This is a genomic window from Rhizobium sp. RU35A (genome assembly GCF_900156005.1).
Lineage (GTDB): Bacteria > Pseudomonadota > Alphaproteobacteria > Rhizobiales > Rhizobiaceae > Neorhizobium > Neorhizobium straminoryzae.
In genome coordinates, this window is the sequence record NZ_FTMR01000003.1 from 271,440 (window position 1) to 295,454 (window position 24,015).

19 protein-coding genes and 1 pseudogene are annotated in these 24,015 nt (G+C 63.4%); 19 read left to right on the forward strand and 1 reads right to left on the reverse strand.

The genetic code is table 11. The annotated features are described in order from the left end of the window. The first annotated feature begins 46 nt into the window (after positions 1-46). The 11 genes and pseudogenes from F3H95_RS09805 (at position 47) to F3H95_RS09855 (ending at position 13,652) form a co-directional block, all read left to right on the forward strand. Positions 47-865 carry an ABC transporter permease subunit gene (locus F3H95_RS09805; protein WP_143124190.1) on the forward strand — a complete coding sequence of 273 codons (819 nt, stop codon included), beginning with the start codon at positions 47-49 and terminating at the stop codon, positions 863-865. Further along, positions 862-1,684, forward strand: a pseudogene (locus F3H95_RS09810) (ABC transporter ATP-binding protein); the annotation flags it as partial. The gene F3H95_RS09805 and the pseudogene F3H95_RS09810, both read left to right, overlap by 4 nt. 4 nt (positions 1,685-1,688) lie before the next feature. After that, positions 1,689-2,516 carry an urea amidolyase associated protein UAAP1 gene (locus tag F3H95_RS09815; protein WP_188134345.1) on the forward strand — a complete coding sequence of 276 codons (828 nt, stop codon included), beginning with the start codon at positions 1,689-1,691 and terminating at the stop codon, positions 2,514-2,516. Positions 2,517-2,530: 14 nt separating this feature from the next. Continuing rightward, positions 2,531-3,184: an urea amidolyase associated protein UAAP2 gene (locus F3H95_RS09820; protein WP_149745807.1), complete on the forward strand. Its 654-nt coding sequence runs from the start codon at positions 2,531-2,533 to the stop codon at positions 3,182-3,184. Continuing rightward, positions 3,184-6,720, forward strand: coding sequence for an urea carboxylase (gene uca, locus F3H95_RS09825; protein ID WP_149745808.1), 3,537 nt, complete (start codon positions 3,184-3,186; stop codon positions 6,718-6,720). Before F3H95_RS09820 ends, uca begins: the two co-directional genes overlap by 1 nt. Further along, entirely contained in the window at positions 6,721-8,520 is a 1,800-nt protein-coding gene (gene atzF, locus F3H95_RS09830; protein ID WP_149745809.1) for an allophanate hydrolase, read from the forward strand. A gap of 277 nt (positions 8,521-8,797) precedes the next feature. Continuing rightward, the gene (locus F3H95_RS09835) at positions 8,798-9,451 is read left to right on the forward strand and encodes an HAD-IA family hydrolase (RefSeq protein ID WP_149745810.1); all 654 of its coding nucleotides are present in this window, start codon (positions 8,798-8,800) and stop codon (positions 9,449-9,451) included. Positions 9,452-9,495: 44 nt separating this feature from the next. Then, positions 9,496-10,539: an ABC transporter ATP-binding protein gene (locus tag F3H95_RS09840; RefSeq protein ID WP_244617954.1), complete on the forward strand. Its 1,044-nt coding sequence runs from the start codon at positions 9,496-9,498 to the stop codon at positions 10,537-10,539. Between the two features lie 46 nt (positions 10,540-10,585). Next, complete coding sequence (locus F3H95_RS09845) at positions 10,586-11,824, forward strand: extracellular solute-binding protein (RefSeq protein WP_149745812.1); 1,239 nt, start codon at positions 10,586-10,588, stop codon at positions 11,822-11,824. 62 nt (positions 11,825-11,886) lie between these two features. Beyond that, positions 11,887-12,807 carry a sugar ABC transporter permease gene (locus F3H95_RS09850; RefSeq protein ID WP_149745813.1) on the forward strand — a complete coding sequence of 307 codons (921 nt, stop codon included), beginning with the start codon at positions 11,887-11,889 and terminating at the stop codon, positions 12,805-12,807. Continuing rightward, positions 12,804-13,652 carry a carbohydrate ABC transporter permease gene (locus F3H95_RS09855; protein ID WP_149745814.1) on the forward strand — a complete coding sequence of 283 codons (849 nt, stop codon included), beginning with the start codon at positions 12,804-12,806 and terminating at the stop codon, positions 13,650-13,652. The genes F3H95_RS09850 and F3H95_RS09855 overlap by 4 nt, the downstream gene beginning before the upstream one ends. Before the next feature lie 9 nt (positions 13,653-13,661). Here F3H95_RS09855 and F3H95_RS09860 read toward each other — a convergent pair whose 3' ends face one another. Further along, a complete protein-coding gene (locus F3H95_RS09860; RefSeq protein WP_143124299.1) occupies positions 13,662-14,510 on the reverse strand; it encodes an SIS domain-containing protein in 849 nt (282 codons plus the stop codon). Positions 14,511-14,646: 136 nt separating this feature from the next. Here F3H95_RS09860 and murA point away from each other — a divergent pair, with 136 nt between their 5' ends. The 8 genes from murA to F3H95_RS09900 all read left to right on the forward strand — a co-directional run bounded on the left by murA (position 14,647) and on the right by F3H95_RS09900 (position 24,015). Then, positions 14,647-15,903 carry a UDP-N-acetylglucosamine 1-carboxyvinyltransferase gene (gene murA, locus F3H95_RS09865; RefSeq protein WP_149745815.1) on the forward strand — a complete coding sequence of 419 codons (1,257 nt, stop codon included), beginning with the start codon at positions 14,647-14,649 and terminating at the stop codon, positions 15,901-15,903. Continuing rightward, positions 15,900-16,790: an N-acetylglucosamine kinase gene (locus tag F3H95_RS09870; protein ID WP_149745816.1), complete on the forward strand. Its 891-nt coding sequence runs from the start codon at positions 15,900-15,902 to the stop codon at positions 16,788-16,790. Before murA ends, F3H95_RS09870 begins: the two co-directional genes overlap by 4 nt. Before the next feature lie 112 nt (positions 16,791-16,902). Continuing rightward, positions 16,903-17,832, forward strand: coding sequence for an N-acetylmuramic acid 6-phosphate etherase (gene murQ, locus F3H95_RS09875; RefSeq protein ID WP_149745817.1), 930 nt, complete (start codon positions 16,903-16,905; stop codon positions 17,830-17,832). 65 nt (positions 17,833-17,897) lie between these two features. Further along, on the forward strand, positions 17,898-19,415 hold the full coding sequence (locus tag F3H95_RS09880; protein WP_149745818.1) for an ABC transporter substrate-binding protein: 1,518 nt from the start codon (positions 17,898-17,900) through the stop codon (positions 19,413-19,415). A 25-nt stretch (positions 19,416-19,440) separates the two neighbouring features. After that, positions 19,441-20,403 (forward strand): ABC transporter permease, encoded by a 963-nt coding sequence (locus tag F3H95_RS09885; protein ID WP_149745819.1) that lies wholly within the window; start codon positions 19,441-19,443, stop codon positions 20,401-20,403. Further along, positions 20,400-21,242 carry an ABC transporter permease gene (locus F3H95_RS09890; RefSeq protein WP_244617955.1) on the forward strand — a complete coding sequence of 281 codons (843 nt, stop codon included), beginning with the start codon at positions 20,400-20,402 and terminating at the stop codon, positions 21,240-21,242. The genes F3H95_RS09885 and F3H95_RS09890 overlap by 4 nt, the downstream gene beginning before the upstream one ends. After that, positions 21,239-23,005, forward strand: coding sequence for an ABC transporter ATP-binding protein (locus F3H95_RS09895; protein WP_149745820.1), 1,767 nt, complete (start codon positions 21,239-21,241; stop codon positions 23,003-23,005). Before F3H95_RS09890 ends, F3H95_RS09895 begins: the two co-directional genes overlap by 4 nt. Beyond that, on the forward strand, positions 23,002-24,015 hold the full coding sequence (locus F3H95_RS09900; protein WP_244617956.1) for a serine hydrolase: 1,014 nt from the start codon (positions 23,002-23,004) through the stop codon (positions 24,013-24,015). The genes F3H95_RS09895 and F3H95_RS09900 overlap by 4 nt, the downstream gene beginning before the upstream one ends.

Sequence of the window (24,015 nt, forward strand, 5' to 3'; positions counted from 1 at the left end):
GGGGTGCCGCCCCTGCCGGACGACCCTTGACGCAGAGGAAGGCCTGATGCGCTGGATCAATTCACATCCCGGAGCCGGGGCGCGCCTGACGCTGGCGCTGATGCCCTTTGTGCTGCTGCTGCTTGCCTACATGATCGGCTCGGCCGAGCGGCTGGCGGACAATCCGAACGACAAGCTGCTGCCGGGGCTTGTGGCACTTGGAGACGCCATAAACCGCATGGCGCTGGTGCCGGATGTCCGCAGCGGCCAATATCTGCTGTGGTCGGATACGGTGGCGAGCCTTGGCCGCCTGTTTGCCGGTCTTGGCATCGCAACGGCCATTGCCCTGCTGCTCGGCCTCCTGATCGGGATTCTGCCCATGGTGCGGGCCGCGCTTTCGCCCTTCGTCGGGGCGATTTCGATGGTGCCGCCGCTCGCGCTTCTGCCGATCCTCTTCATCGTCATGGGGCTTGGCGAAGCCTCGAAGATTACACTGATCGTCATCGGCGTCACCCCGATCATGATTCGCGACCTCGCCTTGAAGGCGATCGAACTGCCGCGGGAAATGATCGTGAAGGCCGAGACGCTCTCGGCCTCGTCCTGGCAGATTGCGCTTCGCGTGGTGCTGCCGCAGATCCTGCCCCGTCTGATCACCTGCCTTCGCCTGCAACTCGGGCCTGCCTGGCTGTTCCTGATCGCGGCCGAAGCCATCTCCTCCGACAGTGGGCTGGGCTACCGCATCTTTCTGGTGCGTCGCTATCTCTCGATGGATGTGATCTTCCCTTATGTGATCTGGATCACGCTGCTGGCGGTGGCGACCGACCTGCTGCTCGATCGCCTGCGGATCGCCGTCTTCCCCTGGTCGGACCTGGAGAAGGGCAAATGAGCGCGCTGTCCATCAAGAACCTCTGGAAGGAATATGGCGACCAGATCGTGCTGGAGAATGTCTCCATCGAGATCGAATCGCGTGCCTTCGTGGCGCTGGTCGGGCCGTCCGGCTGCGGCAAATCCACCTTTCTGCGCATGCTGCTGGGACAGGAGGTTCAGACGAAGGGCGACATCCTGCTCGATGGCTTGCCCCTGCCGAGGGAGCCGGGCGCGGATCGCGGCGTCGTCTTCCAGCGCTATTCCGTCTTTCCGCATCTGACGGTGCTCGGCAATGTCATGCTCGGCAAGGAACTTCTCGCCTCACGGCTTGCCGGCCGCCTGTTCGGAAAGGCGCGCCGTGGCGTGGAGGAAGAGGCGCGCGCCATGATCGCGGCCGTCGGCCTGATGGGGTCGGAGAGCAAGTATCCGGCGCAGCTCTCCGGCGGCATGCAGCAGCGTCTGGCGCTTGCCCAGGCGCTCATCATGCGGCCCAAGGTGCTGCTGCTCGATGAACCTTTCGGCGCGCTCGATCCCGGCATCCGCGCCGAGATCCACACGCTGATGAAGAGGCTCTGGCACGAGGCGCCGATGACCGTGGTCATGGTGACCCATGACATGCGCGAGGCCTTTACGCTCGCGACCCGTGTCGTGGCCTTCGAGCGTCCGCGTGACAGGCCGGAGGAAAAACTGCGCTACGGCGCGACGATCACCCGCGATATCGCCATCTGGCCGCCCCGCAAGGCGGGCGCGCCGTCCATCTTTCGCCCCGACCGGGACGGCCCGGTCTCTTCACAGGGTCAATAGCCGGGACGACCCGGCCGACACTCCCAATGGAGATGACAATGCATATCCGACGTTCATCCGAAGAAATCGCCGCCAACCGGGCGCGCTACGAGGAACATCAGAAGAAGGGGCTGGAATTCGCGCCGAAGGCCTTGCCGGCCAAGAGCGAGAAGCCCGCACCCGCCATTGCCGCCGGCACGATCGTACACCGGGAAAAGCTGCCCGGCGGCTGGTACTGGTGGACCCGCGTCAAGGCCGGCGAAACTCTGCGCATCGCGCTCGATGAAGGTTTTTCCACTGTTTCTGTCGTTGCCTGGAACGCCGATGACCCAAGCGAACGGATGAACCTGCCGGATACCGTGAAGGTGCAGTGGACCACCGGGCTTGGAAAGGGGCGTGTCATCTTCTCTGACATGGGCAAGGTCATGTTCTCGATCACCGAAGACAGCTCCGGTGCCCATGATGTGCTGATGGGCGGCTCGACGGCCTCCTCGAACGCGAAGAAATATGCCGGCCAGAACGGTCCGGCTCTGCGCAACACCCGCGACAATTTCGTGCTGATCGCCACCAAGGCCGGCCTCGACAAGCGCGACATTCCGGCGGCGCTTGCCCTGTTCGCACCCGTCCGTGTCGATGCCGATGGCAAATTCGAGTGGAAAGCGGATCTCGTATCCGAGGGTGACTATGTCGATCTGCGTGCCGAGATGGACATGATCGTCGGCTTCTCCAATTGCCCGCATCCGCTCGATCCGAACCCGGTCTATTCTCCAAATGCCGTGACGATTACCCGGATCGCGGCCACCGAGCCGGCGGCGGACGACCTGTGCCGCACGGCGACTGCCGAAGCCGTCAGAGGCTTCGAAAACAACGCCTTTGCGGCCCTGTGAGAGGAGAGGTGATCATGACCCATTTCATCCAGACCTCGTCTGCCCGCACCCTCTCCAACACCGTGCAGGATCATTACATCGCTGCCGAAGCCCCCTTCTCGACCTTCATCAAAAAGGGTCAGGTGGTACGCATCGAGGACACCTATGGCCAGCAGGCCGTGGATACGCTGTTCTACAACGCCCATGATTTCTCCGAGCGCTATTCCAGCCAGGATACCATGCGCGAACAGGGTGCGGCCTATATCTCGACCGGTACGAAGGTCATCTCCAACGAAGGCCGCGTGATGCTGACGGTCACCGCCGACAGCTGCGGCCGCCACGATACCTCTGCCGGTGCCTGCTCCTGCGAGAGCAATACGGTCCGCTTCGGCCACTACACGAAATACCTGCATGCCTGCCGCGACAATTTCGTCATCGAGGTATCGAAGCACGGCATGAGCAAGCGCGACGTGGTCCCGAACATCAACTTTTTCATGAATGTGCCGATCGAGCCCTCCGGCGAGATGTCCATCGTCGACGGTATTTCCGCGCCGGGGGACTATGTCGAGCTGACGGCGGAGATGGACGTGCTGCTTGTCATCTCCAACTGCCCGCAGATCAACAACCCCTGCAACGGCTTCGACCCGACGCCGATCCGGGTGATGGTCTGGGACGGAGAGGCCGCCTGATGTTCAAGAAAGTCCTGATTGCCAATCGCGGCGAAATCGCCGTGCGCGTCATCAAGACGCTGCGAAAGATGGGGATCGCAAGTGTTGCGGTCTATTCCGATGCCGACCGGTTTTCAAAACCCGTGCTGATGGCGGATGAGGCCGTGCGGCTCGGCCCGGCGCCTGCCTCCGAAAGCTATCTCAATGTGGATGCGGTGATTACCGCCTGCCGGCAGACGGGTGCCGAAGCGGTGCATCCCGGCTACGGCTTCCTGTCGGAGAACATCGGCTTTGCCGAGCGGCTGAAGGCGGAAGGCGTCACCTTCATCGGCCCGACGCCCGCCAATATCTCAGCCTTCGGCCTGAAGCACACGGCGCGCGAGCTGGCGAAAGCGAGTGGCGTGCCCCTGCTGCCCGGCTCCGGCCTGCTCGACAGCCGGGAAGAGGCGCTCTCCGCAGCTGAGCAGATCGGATATCCGGTGATGCTGAAATCGACAGCCGGCGGCGGTGGTATCGGCATGCAGCTCTGCGACAATGCGGAGGCTCTTGCCGCAGCCTTCGACACCGTCCAGCGCACGGCAAAATCCAGTTTCGGCGATGCCCGCGTCTATCTCGAACGCTTCGTCTCCAAGGCCCGCCATGTCGAGGTGCAGATCTTCGGCGACGGTCAGGGTCGGGTGATCGCCCTTGGCGAGCGCGACTGCTCCCTGCAACGTCGCAATCAGAAGGTGATCGAAGAGACGCCAGCGCCCGGCCTGTCCGCTGCGCTTCGGCAGCGCCTGCATGCGGCTGCGGTGTCGCTCGGTCAATCGGTTCGCTATGCCTCAGCGGGAACCGTCGAATTCATCTATGATCCCGCCCGCGAGGAATTCTATTTTCTCGAGGTGAACACGCGACTGCAGGTGGAGCATCCGGTCACGGAAGCCGTCTTCGGCGTCGATCTGGTCGAATGGATGATCCGCCAGGCCGCCGGCGAGGATGTGCTGGCGGGCGCGGAAAACCTCGTGCCCAAGGGCGCTGCGATCGAAGCACGCGTCTATGCCGAAATGCCCCATGCCGGCTTCCGCCCGAGTGCCGGCTTGCTGACCGAGGTGGTGTTTCCGGACGGCGTCCGTGTCGATGGCTGGGTGGAGACGGGAACCGAGGTCACGCCCTTCTACGATCCGATGCTCGCCAAGGTGATTGTTTCTGGCGCGGATCGCGACACCGCGATTGCGGCGCTGTCTTCGTCGCTGGAAGAAACCTCGTTGTGGGGCATCGAGACCAATCTGGATTATCTCAAGGCCATTGCCGCCTCGGATCTGTTCCGCAGCGGCGATGTCGCGACGACGGCGCTCAAGGATTTCGACTTCGTGCCCGATGTCGTCGAGGTGATCGCCCCCGGCGCGCAATCCAGCCTGCAGGAGCTGCCGGGCCGTCTGGGTCTGTGGCATGTCGGCGTGCCGCCATCGGGACCGATGGACGAACGCTCCTTCCGCCATGCCAACCGCCTCGTCGGAAACCACGACCATACGGCGGCCCTGGAGCTTACCGTCTCCGGGCCGGTGCTGAAATTCTTCTCCGATACCGTGATCGCGCTCGCCGGCGCGGTCATGCCGATGAAGCTCGATGGCGTCGAGTTGCCCCATAATCAAGCAGTCCAGATCAAGGCCGGCCAGACTCTGACCATCGGCAGCATCGCCGGCGCCGGCCAGCGTGCCTATCTGGCGGTATCCGGTGGCTTCGACGCGCCCTTGGTCATGGGGTCCCGCGCCACCTTCGGCCTCGGCCAGTTCGGCGGCAATGCCACCGGCACGCTGCGTGCAGGCAATGTCTTGCGGCTGGCGCGCCGGAACCAGATTGATGTGCTGCCGGCAACCGAGCCGGCGGAGCTGACCCGCGAATGGTCCGTCGGCGTGCTCTATGGTCCGCATGGTGCGCCCGACTTTTTCCTTGAGGAGGATATCGAGACCCTGTTCTCGACGCCTTACGAGGTGCATTTCAACTCGGCGCGCACGGGTGTCCGTCTGATCGGCCCGGCCCCCAAATGGGCGCGCACCGATGGCGGCGAGGCGGGGCTTCACCCCTCCAACCTGCATGACAATGCCTATGCCATCGGCGCGATCGATTTCACTGGCGACATGCCGATCATCCTCGGCCCGGATGGCCCAAGCCTCGGTGGCTTCGTCTGCCCGGCGGTGATTGCGCGCGATGAACAGTGGAAGATGGGTCAGTTCAAGCCGGGCGATACGATCCGGTTTCATGCCGTGGCCCGAGCAAGCGATCCGTTGGCGGGGCCGACGGTGAAGCGCATATCCGAAGCCGCTGGGTCGGCCGTGATCGGGGCTGTAGAGGCAGGCGGCGTTCCTGTCGTCTACCGCAGGCAGGGCGATGACAACCTGCTCGTCGAATATGGCCCGATGCAGCTCGATATCGGCATCCGCATGCGTGTGCATCTGCTGATGCAGGCGGTGAAGGAGGCGAGACTTCAGGGCCTGATCGATCTGACGCCCGGCATCCGCTCGCTGCAGATCCATTATGACAGCGCTGTGCTCTCGCGCTCGAAACTCCTTTCCGCCCTTGCCGAGATCGAAAAAAGCCTGCCGCCGGTCTCTTCCGTCAAGGTGCCGAGCCGCACCGTCTGGCTGCCGCTGTCCTGGAACGATCCGGATGCGGAACTGGCCATGCGCAAGTATCAGGAACTCGTGCGCCCCAACGCGCCCTGGTGCCCGTCGAATATCGAGTTCATCCGCCGCATCAACGGGTTGCCCGACGAGCAGGCGGTGAAGGACACGATCTTCGATGCCTCCTATCTCGTGATGGGCCTCGGCGATGTGTATCTCGGCGCGCCGGTTGCAACCCCTATCGATCCGCGCCACCGGCTGGTGACGACGAAGTATAATCCGGCCCGCACCTGGACGCCGGAAAACGCCGTCGGCATCGGCGGCGCCTATATGTGCATCTACGGCATGGAGGGACCGGGCGGCTATCAGCTGTTCGGCCGCACGATCCAGGTCTGGAACACCTGGCGCAAGACGGGTGTGTTCGCCAGAGACAAGCCCTGGCTGCTCGATTTCTTCGACCAGATCCGCTTCTTTCCCGTGAGCCATGAAGAACTGACGGAAGCGCGTGCCGCCTTCCCGCATGGCGGCTATCCGATCCGTATCGAGGAGGGCACCTTCTCCTATGCCGATTACGCGGCGGAGATCGCCCGCAATGCAGACAGCATTGGCGCCTTCAAACAGGGACAGCAGGCCGCCTTCGAGGCGGAGCGACAGCGCTGGAAGGATCAGGGGCTGGATAGTTTCCAGGTGGATGAAGGAGCAGGCCCCGGCCTTCACGGCGATATTCCGGAAGGTTGTTTCGGGGTGGAAAGTGCCGTGCCCGGCAATGTCTGGAAACTGCTGGTCGAGGAAGGCCAGTGCGTGGAGGCTGGCGAGACGCTCGCCATCATCGAATCGATGAAAATGGAAATTACCGTCACCGCCCATGCCGCCGGCAAAGTCCGGGATCTGCGTGCCGGCCCGGGGCGCAACGTCAAGGCCGGCGATGTGCTGGTCGTTCTGGAGGATGTTTGAATGCTGCCAATCATGCTTGATCTCGCCACGCTGAAGGCAGCCTATGCCGCCGGCCTCACGCCCCTCGATCTGGTGGAGGAGGTGATCGCCCGCCGCAAGGCATCGGATGATCCCGCCGTTTTCATCACCGAAACAGCCGATGAGGATCTGCGCGCCGCAGCGAAAAGCCTGATGGAGAAGGCACCGGAGCCGAATAGTCTGCCGCTTTGGGGCGTGCCCTTCGCGGTAAAGGACAATATCGACGTTGCCGGTCTGCCGACCACCGCCGCCTGCCCGGCTTTCGCCTACCAGCCGGAGAAGGATTCTGTCGTGGTTGCGCGGCTGAAGGCCGCAGGCGCACTCGTCATCGGCAAGACCAATCTCGACCAGTTCGCGACGGGCCTCAACGGCACGCGGTCTCCTTATGGTGCTCCGCGCTCGGTCTTCGACAAGGCCTATGTCTCGGGCGGCTCCTCGTCCGGCTCGGCGGTCTCGGTCGCGGCCGGGCTTGCAAGCTTTGCGCTCGGCACGGATACGGCTGGTTCCGGCCGCGTGCCGGCGGCCTTCAACAATCTCGTCGGCATCAAACCGACGCCGGGCCTTGTGCCGAATGTTGGCGTCGTGCCCGCCTGCCGCAGCGTGGATGTGGTCACCATCTTCGCAGCGACTGTCGGCGATGGCGTCGCGATCCGCAGGGTGATGGACGGCTATGACGCCGGCGATCCCTATTCGCGGAAAGCTGTCCCGGTCGGCCTGCCGGGTTCCGGTCTGCGCATCGGCGTGCTTGAGGGTGCCGAGCGCGAGTTCTTCGGCAATGCGGCGGTGGAAGCCCTTTACGATCAGGCGATCGAACGGGCGAAATCGCTCGGCGCAACCATCGTCCCCTTCGATTATGCACCGTTCCGTCAGGCGGCCGAGCTGCTCTACAACGGGCCGTGGGTGGCCGAAAGACTGGCAGCGGTGAAGGATTTTATCGGCACCAACGCCGACGATTTCGATCCGACGGTGCGCACCATCATCGAGGGTGCCAAGGCCTATGATGCGGTGGCGGCGTTCGAGGGCCAGTACACGCTCGGGCATCTGCGCCAGAAGGCACTTGTCGAATGGGAAAAGCTCGACGTGCTGATGCTGCCGACCTCGCCGACGACCTATACCGTCGAGGCGATGCTGGCCGACCCGATCGTCAAGAACAGCCATTTCGGTCGCTACACCAACTTCGCCAATCTCTTCGGCTATGCGGCCATCGCCGTGCCGGGCGGCTTCGGTCCGGATGGTCTCCCCAGCGGCGTGACCTTCTTCGGCCCCTCCTTCTCCGACGATGCGCTGGCACCCTTTGCGGATGCCATGCACCGCGCTTGCGCCTCAGGCATGGGCAAGGACAAGAGCGCAGCCCTGCCGGACGCCTCGAAGGTTGCCGAACCGGACGATGGTCTCGTCACGATCATGGTCGTCGGCGCGCATCTGACAGGCATGCCGCTCAACCACGAACTGACGGGCCCTGGCGGCACGCTGGTGAAGACCTGCCGCACGGCCGGCGATTATCGCCTCTTTGTGCTGCCCAACACCACGCCGCCCAAGCCCGGCCTCATCCGCGAACCGGGTTTTGCCGGCAAGGGACTGGAGGTGGAAGTGTGGAAAGTCACGCCCGCTGCCTTCGGCCGCTTCGTGCAGAACATCCCAGCACCGCTCGGCATCGGCAAGGTCACGTTGGAGGACGGCAGTCAGGTCTCCGGCTTCCTCTGCGAACCCTATGCCATCGAGGGCGCGCAGGAGGTAACCGAACTGGGCGGTTGGCGCGCCTATATCGCGTCGCGTCGCTGATATTCCTCGTCTGCGTGTGCCGGTTTGCCCTGGCCCGTGTCAACTCGGCCGGCAGACCGGCGTCATGCCTTTTCAGTACCGTTGGCGGTGGCCGTCAACCCTTGCACGATATCCCGCATGGGCCGGCCTCGCGGTCGACAGCCTTCTGACCGATTGCTGTGAAATATATTATTCGAATATTTGTTCAATTTTGGAATTGATAATTCCTTAATGTTTTGCCAATCTCTGCATCGGGGGCGGACTTGCGGGGTCCGATCCCGTGGCATGAGGGAGCGGCATGGATCGTGACGAACTGAGGATGCAGCAGGGCCTGGGCACCCCACGGCTTGTCGTCTTCGATGTTGGCGGCGTGCTGGTCCGGCTGGATCACGGCGCGCGCGAGGCTCATCTCCGCCCGGCCTCGGAGGGATCTCTGGATCTGCCGGCGCTTGCCGCCACCAACAGGCAGTTCCGTCTCGGTGAGATCGGGGCCGACACCTATATTGAGCGGATCTCCCGAATCTACGCGGTATCCCGGCGGGCGGTCGAACAGGCGGAAGCCGCCTTTCTGGCCGGTGTATTTCCCGACATGGCGGCCTATGTGCGCAGGCTGAGGCAGCACGTCCGCGTCGTCTGCCTGTCCAATACGCAGATCCTGCACTGGCAAGCCATTCTTGATCACTGGCTCGGTCCCGACGTCTTCGATGCCTGCTATCTCTCGCACGAGATGGGAATGGAAAAGCCTCAGGCAGACATCTACGCCGAACTGGCACGGCGTGAAGGCGTCAGCGGCGCCGATATCGTCTTCATCGATGATACGCCCGAAAACATCGAGGCGGCCAAGGAGGCCGGCTGGACAGACAGCATCCTGCATGTGTCGGAAGCCGCAACGATGCAGGCGATCGACAATAGTCTTCACCGCGCGCAGCCTGCTGCCGCAATGCGTTTCTAAGGCGGAGTTTCAGTACCGTGGCACGGTTGTCATTGCGTGGGATCATGAAGCGGTTCAAGGCGGTGGAAGTTCTCCATGGCATTGATCTCGATGTGAAAGACCGCGAACTGATCGTCTTCGTGGGCCCGTCGGGATGCGGAAAGTCCACCCTGCTGCGGCTGATCGCCGGGCTAGACCCGATCACCGAGGGGGAGTTCCTGCTGAACGACCAGCGGATGAACGATGTGGCGCCGTCGCGACGCGGCATTGCGATGGTCTTCCAGTCCTACGCGCTCTATCCGCACATGAATGTCTACGAGAACATGGCCTTCGGCGCCCGGCTGATGGGGCTCGACAAGGCCGAGGTAGAAGCCAGGATCGCCGAAGCCGCCCGCATGTTGCGGCTGGAGGCGTTGATGGAGCGGCGCCCGCGCGAGCTTTCCGGCGGTCAGCGCCAGCGTGTCGCAATCGGCCGTGCGCTGGTGCGCAAGCCGCAGCTTCTGCTGCTCGACGAGCCGCTCTCCAATCTCGATGCCGCCCTGCGCTCCGACGTGCGGCTGGAGATCGCCCGGCTGCATCGCGAAATCGGCGGCACGACGATCTATGTGACGCATGACCAGGTGGAGGCGATGACGCTGGCCGACCGCATCGTGGTCATGAATGGCGGGCGGATCGAACAGTTCGGATCGCCGCGCGAACTCTATGAGACCCCGGCCAACGTCTTTGTCGCGAACTTCATCGGCTCGCCGCGCATGGCCATGCTGCCGGTGGAGCGGCAGGGAAACGTGCTGACCGCGCCGGGCATCGGCTCCATCGCCCCGGACCGCCTGCCGCAGGGCGACGAGCGGGACATCCTGCTCGGCGTGCGGCCGGATGGCATGACGGTAACACGGGACACCGAGGGCGAGGGTTTCGCCGGCACGGTGGTCTATACCGAATATCTGGGAGACAGTGCCTTCGTCTATGTGCGGCTCGGCGATGCTGCCCCAATCTCCGTGCGTTGCGCGCCGGATGTCGATTTCTCACCCGACACGCCTGTTCGCGTTCAGGTGCTGCCCGGCCGCGCGCATTATTTCAGCCGCAAAACCTCCGAGCGGCTCGCCGTTTGACGTGCATGACATTGAACACCGGAAACGAAAAAGAGAGAGGAACATCATGAAACGCTTGCTACTGGGAGCAGCCCTTGCCGTCGGAACCCTTCTGTCGGCTTCCGCGAGCCTTGCCACCGAACTGACCTTCTGGACCTGGCGGCAGGAGGACAAGGCGGAATATGAAAAGCTGTTTGCCGCCTTCACCAAGGCAAACCCCGATATCACCGTCAAGTTCGAGGCTTTCGAAGCCACGAGCTACAACACGGTGCTCTCCACGGCGCTTGCCGGCGGCAAGGGGCCGGATCTGATGATGACGCGTACCTATGGCGGCATCGAGAGCCTGGCGGGGGCCGGCTATCTGATGCCGCTGGACGACACCAAGATCCCGGCGCTCAAGGGCTTTTCGCAGGCGGCGCTTGCATCGGAAACGATGCGCTCGAACAAGACGCTCTATGCTGTCCCCGCCGCCAGCCAGACCATGCTTGTCATCTACAACAAGGAGATCTTCGACAAGAACGGCATCTCCGAGCCGAAGAGCTGGGACGAGTTCATCGCGGCCTGCAAGAAGCTGAAGGCCGCGGGGATCATGCCCTTTGCCAATGGCACGGCAACCGCCTGGCAGAACGAGACGATCGTCTCGGCGCTGACCTCTTCCGTCATGGGCAAGGCCTTCTATGCCGATCTGATGGCCGGCAAGACGGACTTCAACGATCCGCGCTTCGTGGAGGCCATGACCAGGCTCAAGGAGATCTCCGCCTACTTCCCTGACGGTTTCGTCGGGCTCGATTACGCATCGGCGCAGCAGCTCTTCACCTCCGGTATGGCGGCAATGTTTGCCGGCGGCTCCTTCGAGCTTGCCAATTTTGCCAAGCAGAACCCGGCGATCAAGCTCGGCATCTTCGCAGCCCCGGGCCTGAAGGCGGACGACGACAAGCTGGTCGGCCTGTTCTACGATTCCGGCTTTGCGGCCAATGCCAAGGCAAAGGACCCTGCGGCGGCGCTGAAATTCCTCAGCTATGCCGCCAGCAAGGATTTTGCCCAGCCCTTTGCCAACAACCTGAACAACGTTTCCGCCGTGCCGGGCGTAACCTTCGACAGCCCGCTGCTGGCCAAGGTCGCCGAACTCAACAAGAACTCCATCGCCTACATGACGCTGGTTCATTTCCGTTACGGTGAACCGACCGGCTCGAACCTGATCCAGGCCGGCGTTTCCAAGATGTTCAATGGCCAGATGACGCCGCAGGAGATCGGCAAGTCCATGACGGACGGTCTGGCCACCTGGTACGCGCCCTTCAAGAAGTAAAACGGCAGCGGGCCGCCCCAGCGGCGGCCCCTCGCCACGGCAATGGCGTCTGAGGATCGTGCATGTTGTCCAGCAAGCTGACGGGAAGAAGATTATGGATCGCGGCGCTCGTCGTGCCGCCACTCGCCTTCATGTGCGTGTTTCTGGTCTACCCGATCCTCTCGGCCTTCGCCTATGCCTTCTATGAATGGCACGGTCTGGCGCGCGGGGATTTCGTCTGGTTCGCCAATTTTCACCGCGTTCTGTTCGAATATCCCTTCTCCGAGCGCACCATCAACGCCTTCACCCACAACATCCTCGTCTTCTTCGCGCTGATGATCCTGCAGAACGGCGTCGGCTTTCTTCTGGCCTACTGCCTGTGGCGCGAATTGTGGGGCGCACGCTTTCACCGCATCGCCGTCTTCCTGCCGGTGGTCCTGTCCACCGTGATCGTCGGCCTGTTATGGAAACTGTTCCTGCATCCGCTGTTCGGGGCGGTCAATGTCTCGCTGCGGGCCATCGGACTTGGCGCGCTCGCACAACCCTGGCTCGGACAGGACAGCACGGCGCTGATGGCCATCATCATCGCCAATGCCTGGCACATGGTCGGCTTTCCGACGCTGGTGTTTCTGGCGGGCATGCAGCGCATCCCGTCAGAAATTCTCGATGCCGCGCGCATGGAAACCGAAAGCGAATGGGTCAAGATGACGAAGATCGTCTGGCCGCTGGTGGCGCCCTCTGCCACCGTCGTCTTTACTCTTCTCTTCGTCGGCGCGTTCAACTGGTTCGAAATGCCCTTCGTGATGGGCGGCATCGATGGCTCGCCGCATGGCGCGACCGACGTGCTCGGCCTCTACTTCTACCGCACCGCCTTCGGCAGCATGTCGGCGTCCGCGGAAAATTTCGGGCCGGGCAGCGCGCTGGCGGTGCTGATCTTCCTGTTCATCGCCGTCGTCTCCAGCGTCATCACGTTGAAACTTCGCAAGCGGGAGATCCAGCTATGATCCGGGAAAGCCGCAGCCGGACGCTGCGCACCTTCGGCTGGGACGGGCTGATCCAGATCGTCCTGATCGGCAACAGCATCGTCATGCTGGCGCCCATCGCCATCATGGTGTTTTCCGCCTTCAAGACGAATGCGCAAATCTTCCAGTCGCCCTTCTCGCTGCCGGATTTCACCCATGTCGGCAATCTGGTGCGCGTCTGGACGGAGACGGATTTCGTCCGCTACCTGATGAATTCCCTCATCGTTACCGGCGCCTCGATCGCGCTCATCCTGGTGCTCGGCACCATGGCGGCCTATGCGCTGGCCCGCTACGAGTTTCGCGGGGCAAATGCCATCCTGCTGTTCTTTCTCGCCGGTCTGACGCTACCGCTGAAGCTTGCCGTCATTCCGCTGTTCATCCAGATGCGCGACCTCGGACTGGTCGACAGCCGCTTCTCGCTGATCTTCATCTATGTGGCGACCGGCCTGCCGACGACCGTCTTCATCATGACCGGCTTCATCCGCAGCCTGCCGAACGAACTGGAGGATGCGGCCCGCATGGATGGCGCCAACGAGGCGCGCATCATGTGGTCGATCATGCTGCCTCTGGTGCGTCCGGCCATGGTCATTGCCGCCATCCAGAACGTGGTGCCAATCTGGAACGACTTCTTCTTCCCGCTGATCTTCATCCAGAACAACGATCTGAAGACCCTGCCGCAGGGGCTGACGACCTTCATGGGCGAATTCGGCACGGACTGGGGCGTGCTGTTTTCCGGGCTTACCCTGTCGGCGCTGCCGATCATCCTGCTCTACATCGCGCTGTCACGCCAGTTCATCAACGGCATGACGGCGGGCGCGATCAAGTAGCGGCGGTCCTCAGGACTTCAGCAGCGCCACCGCGGCTTCGCTGGCATGGATCGCCTCATTGGCCTTGGGCAGCGTCCGCACCAGGGCGAGAAAGACGAGATCGGTAATGGCAAGCTGGGCATCGCGCGAGGTGATGGCGGAGGAGCGGACCCTCTCTTCGTCGGCCACGGTGTTGAGGCGGATATGGGCAAGCTCGCTCAATCGATTTTCCTGCAGGCCGGTCAGGGTGATGACGGTTGCGCCACTCTTTCTGGCCATGTCCGCAAGCCGCAGCGTCTCGACATTGCCGCCGGACTGCGATATGGCAAACAGCACATCCTCTTCCGTCAGGGAGGCGGCATTGGCCATCTGCACATGGGTGTCGCTGTCCATCAGCACCATCAGGCCGAGCTTCAAGAGCTTGTAGGAAAAGTCGCGCGCCACCAGCGACGATGCGCCGATGCCGGCCAGATGAATGCGGCGGGCGGCGGCGAGCGCGTTGACGGCAGCCGTGACCACCTCCTCGCTGTTGACCTGCATGGTCTGCTGCATGGCGGATACCTTGCTCGCCACCAGCTTCTGCTGGATCGTCACCAGATTGTCGCCGGCATCGATGGTGCCGTGGATCATGCCGGTCGGCACACGCCATTCCTGCGCCTTTGCCCGCGTCACCGCCAGCTTCAGTTGCTGATAGCCGTCATAGCCGATTTTCTGGGAGAATTTGACGACGCTGGACTGGCTTCGCCCGGTGGCGGCCGCCAGTTCGGCGGAAGACAGCGTCAGCATCCGCTCGGGATCGTCGATGATGAACTGGCCGATCTCTCGCTCGGCCTCCGTCATGGCGTCCAGCTTGGCACGGATGACTTTCAGAACGGACATGCCGGCTCCTTCGCAGCCCGAGATGATGGAATAAGCTATTCGGAACTTCAAAATTATCTGGAATATTATAGCCGGCGTCCTATCATTGGTCACCCCCCGATTCCGGCCGCAAGGCGGCTTTCAGTGGATTTAGCCCATGGATCAGCTTCGCATCATTGGCGGCAACAGGCTGGACGGCGCCGTGCCGATTTCCGGTGCCAAGAATGCCGCATTGCCGCAGATCGCCGCAGCGCTGCTGTCGCCCGAGGCGCTGGAACTCACCAATCTTCCGAGGGTCTCCGATGTCGAGAACATGCTGCGGATCATCGCGCTGTACGGTGCAGAGGTCAGCCGGGATTCGCATCGCACCCGCATCGATGCAAGTGCCGTGACGCCCGGCGAGGTGGACTATGACACCGTGCGGCGGATGCGGGCCTCGATCCTGGTGCTGGCTCCGCTTCTGGGCCGCTTCGGACAGGCGCGCGTATCGCTGCCGGGCGGCTGTGCCATCGGCGCCCGTCCGGTCGACATGCATCTGAAGGCGCTGTCTGCGCTCGGGGCTGATGTCTCGATCGAAGGCGGCTACATCGTGGCCTCTGCCGGGTCGGGGCTGACTGGCGGTCGGATCGTACTGCCGGGGCCTTCCGTCGGCGCTACGGAGACGGCGCTGATGGCTGCCTGCTGCGCGCGCGGCGAGACCGAAATCCTGAATGCCGCCCGCGAGCCGGAGGTCGTGGATCTGATTGCCTGTCTTTCCGCCATGGGTGCGGTGATCGACGGGGCCGGCACCCATCGTCTGCTGATTGCCGGCAACACCTCCTGGCGCGCGGCCAGCCACCACTCCATCCCGGACCGGGTGGAAGCCGGCACCTATGCCGCCGCTGCCGCGATCACCGGTGGACGTCTCGAACTGGTCGGCGCGCGCATGGAGCATCTGGCCTCGGTCTTCCAGGTTCTGGAGGAGATGGGCGTCTCCATCTGGCCCGGCGACCGCGGCGTCGTGGTGAACGGCGCGCAACGGCTGAAGCCCGCAGACATCACCACCGAGCCCTATCCCGGCTTTCCGACCGACCTGCAGGCGCAGTTCATGGCCATGGCTGCGCTCGCCGATGGCGCCAGCCTGATCCGCGAAACGATCTTCGAAAATCGCTTCATGCATGTGCCGGAACTGGGGCGGCTGGGCGCGGACATCACGCTCAACGGGCCGGTGGCGCTGGTGCGTGGCCGGCCTGCGCTGAAGGGAGCCCCCGTGATGGCGACCGATCTCAGAGCCTCCGTCTGCCTGGTGCTGGCAGGGCTCGCCGCCGAGGGGGAAACGGTGATCAACCGCGTCTATCATCTCGATCGCGGCTATGAGCAGCTTGACCGCAAGCTCGCCCAATGTGGCGCCAAGATCGAGCGGATTTCCCGATGACGGCGAAACAGACGACGACCGAGAGACAGCCCCGGCTCCTTCTGGGAATCGATGGCGGCGGCACGGGGTGCCGTGCCCGGATCACGGACGAGGATGGCAATCTGTTGGGACAGGGGCTTTCGGGACCGGCCACCACGCGCCTTGGTGTCGCGGAAGCCTGGGCGTCCCTGATGCGCGCCTGGCGGGGGGCTGCCGAAGAGGCAGGTCTCGATCCTGACCGTGCCCCGCAGGTCAAGGCCGGGATTGGTATTGCGGGCCTCAGCCGGGCGGGATCGCGCGAGCAACTGGAAGCGCTGCCGCATCCCTTTGCCGCGATCCGCTTCACCTCCGATGGCGCAGCCGCCTGTCTCGGCGCGCATTCCGGCCGTGATGGCGCCATCGTCATCGCCGGCACCGGCTCTATCGGGCTTGCCTTTATCGGAGGACAGGAGTTTCGAGCCGGCGGCTACGGTTTTCCGATTTCCGATGAGGGCAGCGGCGCAGACATGGGCCTGAAGGCCATCCAGTTGGCCCTGCGTGCCCTTGACGGCCGCCGTGACCGCACGGCCTTGCTGGCCGAGGTCATGGGCCGGTTCGAGGGAGACGTCTCCCGCGTCATCGCTTGGATGGACAAGGCGACCGCCACCGATTACGCGACCTTTGCGCCACTGGTGCTGCGCCATGCCGATCAGGGCGATCCGGCGGCGCGGCAGATCGTCCAGTCCGGCGCGGAACAGATCGACGGACTGGTTCGCCGGATGGTGGAGTATGGGGCGCCGCTTGTCACTCTTCTCGGCGGTCTTGCCGGTCCGCTGGAGCCCTGGCTTTCGCCGGACGTGCGCCGCCGCCTGAAACCTGCGGATGGCGATGCGGTGGCCGGCGCGATTATTCTTGCCCGCATGTCCTGATCGCACCGGCATCCCGCCGCTTGATGCCGGATGAACGGAATAAAGTATTCCTTATTCTGTTGACACTCGGAATATTCAATCTTACAAAATTCAAAACGAACAGTGAGATCCCATGTCTTCCCAGCACCTTCTCGCAGAGCTTCAGCAGCTGGTTTCGGAAGCGCGCAATCCGAATTCCCGGAACATAGACCTTCTGCCGACCGAGGAGATCCTGCGCGTGATGAACCGCGAGGATGCGGGCGTGCCGGATGCGGTCGCCCGGGTCATTCCGGACATCGCCCGGGCGGTGGACGCGATCGTCCGCGCCTTCCGCGAGGGGGGGCGATTGATCTATATCGGCGCCGGCACCAGCGCGCGTCTCGGCGTTCTCGATGCCTCTGAGTGCCCTCCGACCTTTTCCGTGCCGGATGGCATGGTGGTGGGACTGATCGCCGGCGGTCCGACCGCGATCCTGCGCGCCGTGGAAGGGGCGGAGGATGATGTCGAGGGCGGACGCCGTGATCTCGAAGCTGTTGCCCTGACTACCCGTGATGTGGTGGTCGGGATCGCCGTCAGCGGCCGCACCCCCTATGTGGTTGGTGCGCTTGATTATGCGAAATTCCTCGGCGCGGTCACCGTCTCGTTGACCTGCAATCCTTCCTCGACGCTCGCGGACATGGCCGATATCGCCATCTCGCCTGTGGTCGGTCCGGAGGTGGTGACGGGTTCAACGCGCTTGAAATCGGGTACCGCGCAGAAGCTCGTGCTCAACATGCTGACGACGGCGAGCATGATCCGCATCGGCAAGACCTACGAGAACCTGATGGTCGATCTGTCGATCAGCAACAAGAAGCTGCATGCGCGCGGCATCCGCATCATTTCGGAGGCCACCGGCTGCCCGGTGGAGGATGCTGAGCGCTATCTGGCGGAGAGCGGCAACAATGTGAAGCTGGCGATCCTCATGGCGCTCACCGGGCTTTCCGTGGAGGATGCCGGGATTGCGCTTACAAAAAGCGAGGGCTTTCTTCGCAAGGCGCTTGAAGAAGCGCAGCAATCGGTTTGAAACTGCAAGCCATCCGGCGCCCGGCCTTCAGAAGCCGAGGCCGGAAAACCAGAGGGAGAATGAGCATGAAACCTGGAATGACCCGCAGGCTTCTCGCCTGCGCTGCCGTGGTGGCCGGACTGGTCGGCGCCTCGGTCGCGCCGGCTGCGGCTGCAACACTGAAAATGGCCTGGGCCCAGGATGCCACGGGCCTCGACCCGCACAAGCAGACGGCCTTTTCCTCGATCCGCCTCCTCGAACTGGTCTATGAGCCGCTGGTGCGCCTGAATGGCGACCTGAAGGTGGTGCCGGCGCTGGCAACCGAATGGACCTTCGCACCCGATGCCAGGACGCTCACCTTCAAGCTGGATCCGAAGGCGAAGTTCCACAACGGCCAGCCCGTCACCGCGGCCGACGTCAAAGCCTCCTTCACCCGTATTCTCGATCAGGCGACCGGGGCAGTCGCGCGCGCCAATTATGCCTCCATCGCCAGCATCGACACCCCGGACGACCACACTGTCGTCTTCAATCTCTCCCAACCGGACGTGCCGCTTCTGACGGCGATGGGCAGCGTCAACGCCGCCATCTTGCCGGCCTCTGAAATCGCTGCCGGCAAGATCGGTACGGCGGCCGTCGGCTCGGGCCCGTTCAAGCTTGAAAGCTGGGAGCCGAACGCGCGCGAAGTGCTGAAGGCCAATGCAGACTGGGCCGGCGGCAAGGTCGGCGTCGATGGCATCGACATCAAGGTGCTGCCGGATGAGAACGCCATCCTTGCGGCCCTGCGCGCCAAGCAGGTGGATTTTGCCCTGCTGAACGATCCGCTGGTTGCCACGCTGGTGCCCAAGGTTGCCGGTCTGACGCTGAACCGCAAGCCCGTGCTCTCCTATCACGTTCTGCAGCTCAACCCGTCGCGCAAGCCGATGACGGAGCTTGCCGTGCGGCAGGCGATTTCCTGCGCCATCGACCGCAAGGATGTGCTCGACACAGCACTTCTCGGCGAGGGCGAGATCACCGGCCCGCTGACGATGCCGCAGTACCGCTCCCACCCGAAGACGCTGTTCTGCTACAGCCGCGATCTTGCCAAGGCCAGGAAGCTGATGGCCGATGCCGGGTATGCCAATGGCTTTTCCGCGACCGTGATTGCCGCGACCGGCGAGCCGCCAACGGCCGCCGCCGAGGCGCAGGTCATCCAGTCGCAGCTGAAGGAGATCGGCATCAAGCTCGACATCAAGCTGATGGAACTGAATGTCTATGTCGACACCTGGCTGAAGGGCGATTTCGACATGGCGGTGGCACTGAACGGCGGTCGTGCCGATCCTTATTCCATGTACAACCGCTACTGGACCAAGGCCGGCAATCTGCAGAAGGTCGCCAACTATATCGACGATACTCTGGACGACCTGATGCAGAAGGGCCGCGTCGAGACTGATCCCGCCAAGCGCAAGGACATCTTCTCGGCCTTCGACAAGCATCTGGCCGAGGTTTCCCCGTGGATCTGGCTCTACACGGGCTATGCCTACACCGCGCAGCAGCAGAACGTTCAGGGCTTCCTGCCGACGCCCGATGGTTCGCTGTTCGGCCTGTCTGCCGTATCGCTGAAGTGATGCAGAGGGCGAGGCGGAGACCGACATGACATACCTCTTGCGGCGTCTCATCACCTTTCCACTCGTGATGCTCGGCGTTTCCGTTCTGGTGTTCGTGGCGATCCGCCTCGTTCCCGGTGATTCAATCACCGCCATGCTGGGCACCGAAGCCGGCCTGCTGACGCCCCAGCAGAAACAGGCGCTTGCCGCTTATTTCGGGCTCGACCAGAGCTGGCTGGTGCAGTACGGCCGCTGGCTTCTCGGCGTGCTGTCTGCCGATCTCGGCCTGTCGGTCACCTATGGCAAGCCGGTGCTCGATGTCATCCTGCAGCGGTTTCCGCTGACGCTGGAACTGGCATGTCTCTCGATGGTCATTGCCATTGGCATCGGCCTGCCGCTCGGCGTGTTTGCCGCAACGCGCCGCGAACGCGGTTCGGATCTCGCCGTGCGCATCTTTGCGATGATCGGCCAGTCGACCCCGAGTTTCGTGATCGGGTTGATGATCATCTACGTCCTGTCCGCCGGCTTCGGCATACTGCCGGCCATGGGCCAGTTCATCCCCTTTTCCGAGGATCCGCTTGGCAATATCGGCCAGCTGATCCTGCCGGCGCTGACGCTTGGCCTTTCCTTCACGGCCTCCGTCACCCGCATTTCCCGCTCTGCCATGCTGGACGTGCTGAGCGACGACTATGTGCGCACCGCCCGCAGCAAGGGGGCAACCAGACGCCGGGTGATCTGGCGCCATGCTTTGCCCAACGCGCTGATCCCGGTGGTAACCCTGAGCGGCGTGGAATTCGGCTATCTGCTGGGCGGGGCCGTGCTTGTGGAGCAGATTTTTGCACTGCCGGGGCTGGGGCGTATGGTGCTCGATGCCATTCTGCAGCGCGATTATGCGCTGGTGCAGGGCAGCGTGCTGTTCGTGGCGCTGAATTTCATGATCGTCAACCTGCTGGTCGATCTTGCCTATGTCATGCTGGATCCGCGCATCCGCCTGGGAGGACGCTCGTGAGCCGCTTTCTGACCCGCCTGCTCGGCCATTCGAGCGGCCGCATCGGCGGCGTGATCGTGCTTGCCTATATCCTGATCGCGCTTGCCGCGCAGGCGGGCCTGACGCCCTATGATCCGCTCCAGCAGTTCCGTATCGACCGCCTCCAGGGGCCGAGCATGGCGCACTGGATGGGGACCGACATGTTCGGCCGCGACGTGCTGAGCCGGTTGATGATCGGCATCGGCCAGTCCTTCCTGGTTGCCTTCTCCTCCGTTGGTATCGCGGCTCTGATCGGCACCCTGCTCGGACTGACGGCGGCCTGGTTCGGCCATCTCTGGGACGGTCTTGTGATGCGGTTGATGGATGTGCTGCTCGCCTTCCCTGCAATCCTTCTCGCCTTGCTCTTCATCGCCGTTGTGGGGCCGGGCACCTTCACGAGCATTCTCGCCATCGCCTTTGTCTATACGCCGATCTTCACGCGCGTGGTGCGCGGACCGGCGCTTTCTCTCAAGGCGCGCGATTTCGTGGATGCGGCCCGCACCTTCGGCAGTTCCACATCCTATATCCTGACCCGCCATCTGATGCTGAACCTCGTGGCACCGCTCACCGTCCAGGTGACCCTGGCCCTCGCCTGGTCGCTGCTGACCGAATCCGGCCTCTCCTTCCTTGGTCTCGGCACGCAACCGCCGGGGTCCTCGCTCGGCCTCATGCTGTCCGACAGCGTCAACCTCATGGAAATGGCGCCCTGGCTTCTCGTTTTTCCCGGTCTTGCCATTATGCTGGGCATTCTCGGTTTCAACCTTCTCGGGGATGCACTGCGCGACATTCTCGACCCGCGCAGCCGGAGGGCCGTGGCATGAGCCGGCTTTTATCCGTTCGCGGCCTCACGGTCGGCTTCGGTCGCGGCGATACCGCCAAGACGGTCGTCCATGGCATCGATTTCGATCTCAGCCCCGGCGAGACGCTCGCCATTGTCGGCGAAAGCGGCTCCGGCAAATCGGTGACAGCTTTGTCGATCAACCGCCTGATCGATGACGGTGGCGGCCGCATTCTTGGTGGCCGCATGGACTTCACGACGGCGCGCGGCGAGGTCGTCGATCTCGCCTCTGCCACGGATCGTCGGATGGAAAAGATCCGCGGATCCGAGATCGGCATGATCTTTCAGGAGCCGATGACTTCGCTCAATCCGGTGATGACGATCGGACGACAGATCGAGGAAACGTTTCGCCTGCAGCAGGGGCTCGGTCACGCTGCTGCGCGTCTGGAAGCGCTCAACGCCCTGGAGCGGGTGCGCATTGCCGATGCCGAACGCCGGCTTGGCTATTACCCGCACCAGCTATCGGGCGGCATGCTCCAGCGCGTGATGATCGCCATGGCGCTGGCAGCCAATCCGCGGCTTCTGATCGCGGACGAACCGACGACGGCGCTGGATGTCAGCGTTCAGGCGCAGATCATGGCACTGCTTGCCGAACTGCGGCGCGAAACCGGCACGGGAATGATCTTCATTACCCACGACATGGGGCTGGTCGCCGGCATTGCCGACCGTGTCATGGTGATGAATGGCGGACGCGTCGTCGAGCAGGGCACGCTGGACGACATCTTCGATCGTCCCCAGCATCCCTATACCCGCCATCTGTTGCAGGCCGTGCCGCATTTCTCGCACGGGCGGCATGTGCGCCGGGATGTGTCCCCCGGGGGGCGGGCGCTTGTGCGCCCCGCGCTCAAAGTCGAGGGGCTGACGGTCCGTTTCCCGGCAACCACGGGCCTGCTTCGCCGTCAGGCCGGTGCGGTCCATGCCGTCGAGGCCGTCGGCTTCGAGGTCATGCCGGGGGAAACGCTTGCCATTGTCGGCGAAAGCGGATCGGGCAAATCGACCACCGCCCGCGCCCTTCTGGGGCTGGTCAAGGCCAGTCGCGGCAGCTTTTCGGTTCATGCCGGCGACGAAATCCCACGCCGCAAGCCCATCCAGATGGTGTTTCAGAATCCCTATGCGTCACTCAACCCGCGCCTTGACGTCGAAAGCCTGCTGGCGGAGCCGGTGCTGGCGGGCGGTGTGCGTCCGGATGGTAACACCCGCAAGCGGATGATGTCACTGCTTGAGCGCGTCGGTCTGCCCTCCGACAGCCTGAGGCGCTATCCGCATGAATTTTCCGGTGGCCAGCGGCAGCGTCTCTGCATCGCGCGTGCCCTGATGGTCGATCCTTCGGTTCTGGTGCTGGACGAGGCCGTTTCCGCCCTCGATGTCTCCGTTCAGGCCCGCGTGCTGGACCTGCTGATCGATCTCCAGAACGATCTTAAGCTTGCCTATCTCTTCGTTTCGCATGACATGGCCGTGGTGGAGCGCATCGCCCATCGGATCGCTGTGCTGTATGCGGGACAAATCGTCGAGATCGGACGGGCGAATGCCGTTCTCTCCAATCCGCGCCATGACTACACGCGTCGCCTGATCGCCGCTGTGCCCACCACGGATCGTCGCCGCGATGTGTTCCGGCTTCAGATGGAGGCGGTGCCGAGCCTGCTGCGGCCCAGAGGCTATGAGCCGCCGGAGGCGGTCTGGGCGGTTTGCGGTGAAGATCACCAGGTTCTGGTCGAACAGCGGGCGATGATCGGAGAGGCGCGATGATGACGGCAAGCGGTGACGTGACGGCCTTCGACACCGCGTTCGCGCTGTTGCAGCAGTCGGTCGACAGTGGTCGCATTCCCGGCGGCGTTCTCGGAGTGATCGATCGCGTTGGCAATCGTCAGGTCCGTGTTACGGGTTTTGCGCAGAAGGTTGGCGTTGAACGGGTGATGACACGGGAAACCTGGTTCGATCTTGCTTCGCTCACCAAGGTCATCTTCACCACGCCCCGCATCCTCGGGCTTGCCGCACGGGGCGATCTTGATCTCGACGCGCCGATCGTCTCCGTCATTCCGGATTTTCGCCAGTATGCGCCGCAATGCTGGGAAAGGCAGGTGACCTTTCGCCAGTGCCTCGGGCACCAGACGCCCTTCCCCGCCGTGGAGCCGATCTACACCTATGGCGACGATCCGGAACGGTTGCGTGCCTTCGTGCTGCAGCGGGAGTGGCGCTCCGGGCCTGCCGTCTATTCCGACATCAACTATATTCTTCTTGGGATCGCGCTGGAGCGCATCGAGGGCCGGAAGATTCGGGCGATGGATGCCGGTTCTGGCTTTGCCTTTGCCGGGCCGCCGGACAAGACGGCAGCCACCGAGTTCTGTCAGTGGCGCGGGCGCGTTCTCTGCGGCGAGGTGCATGACGAAAACTGCTTTGCCCTGCAGGGGTCCGGTCACGCCGGCCTGTTCGGAACTGTGGATGCGGTTCTCGACTTTGCCCACGACCTCCTGCGTGGCGATGCGGCCGGCGATCCTGTCGTGGCCTGGATGCGGGCCCCCGTGTCGGAACGACGAACCCATGGCTGGGAGCGGCCCTATGACGGCTGGTCCGGCGGTCACCATTGCAATGCGACGGTAATCGGGCATACGGGCTTTACGGGTACCGGGCTCTGGATCGATTTCGAGCGCGGTCAGGTCTGGACGCTGCTGACCAATCGCGTTCACCCCAGCCGCCATGTCGACAGCGGAATTTTTGCGTTGCGCAGCGCGGTCGGTGACGCGATGAACCGGATATGA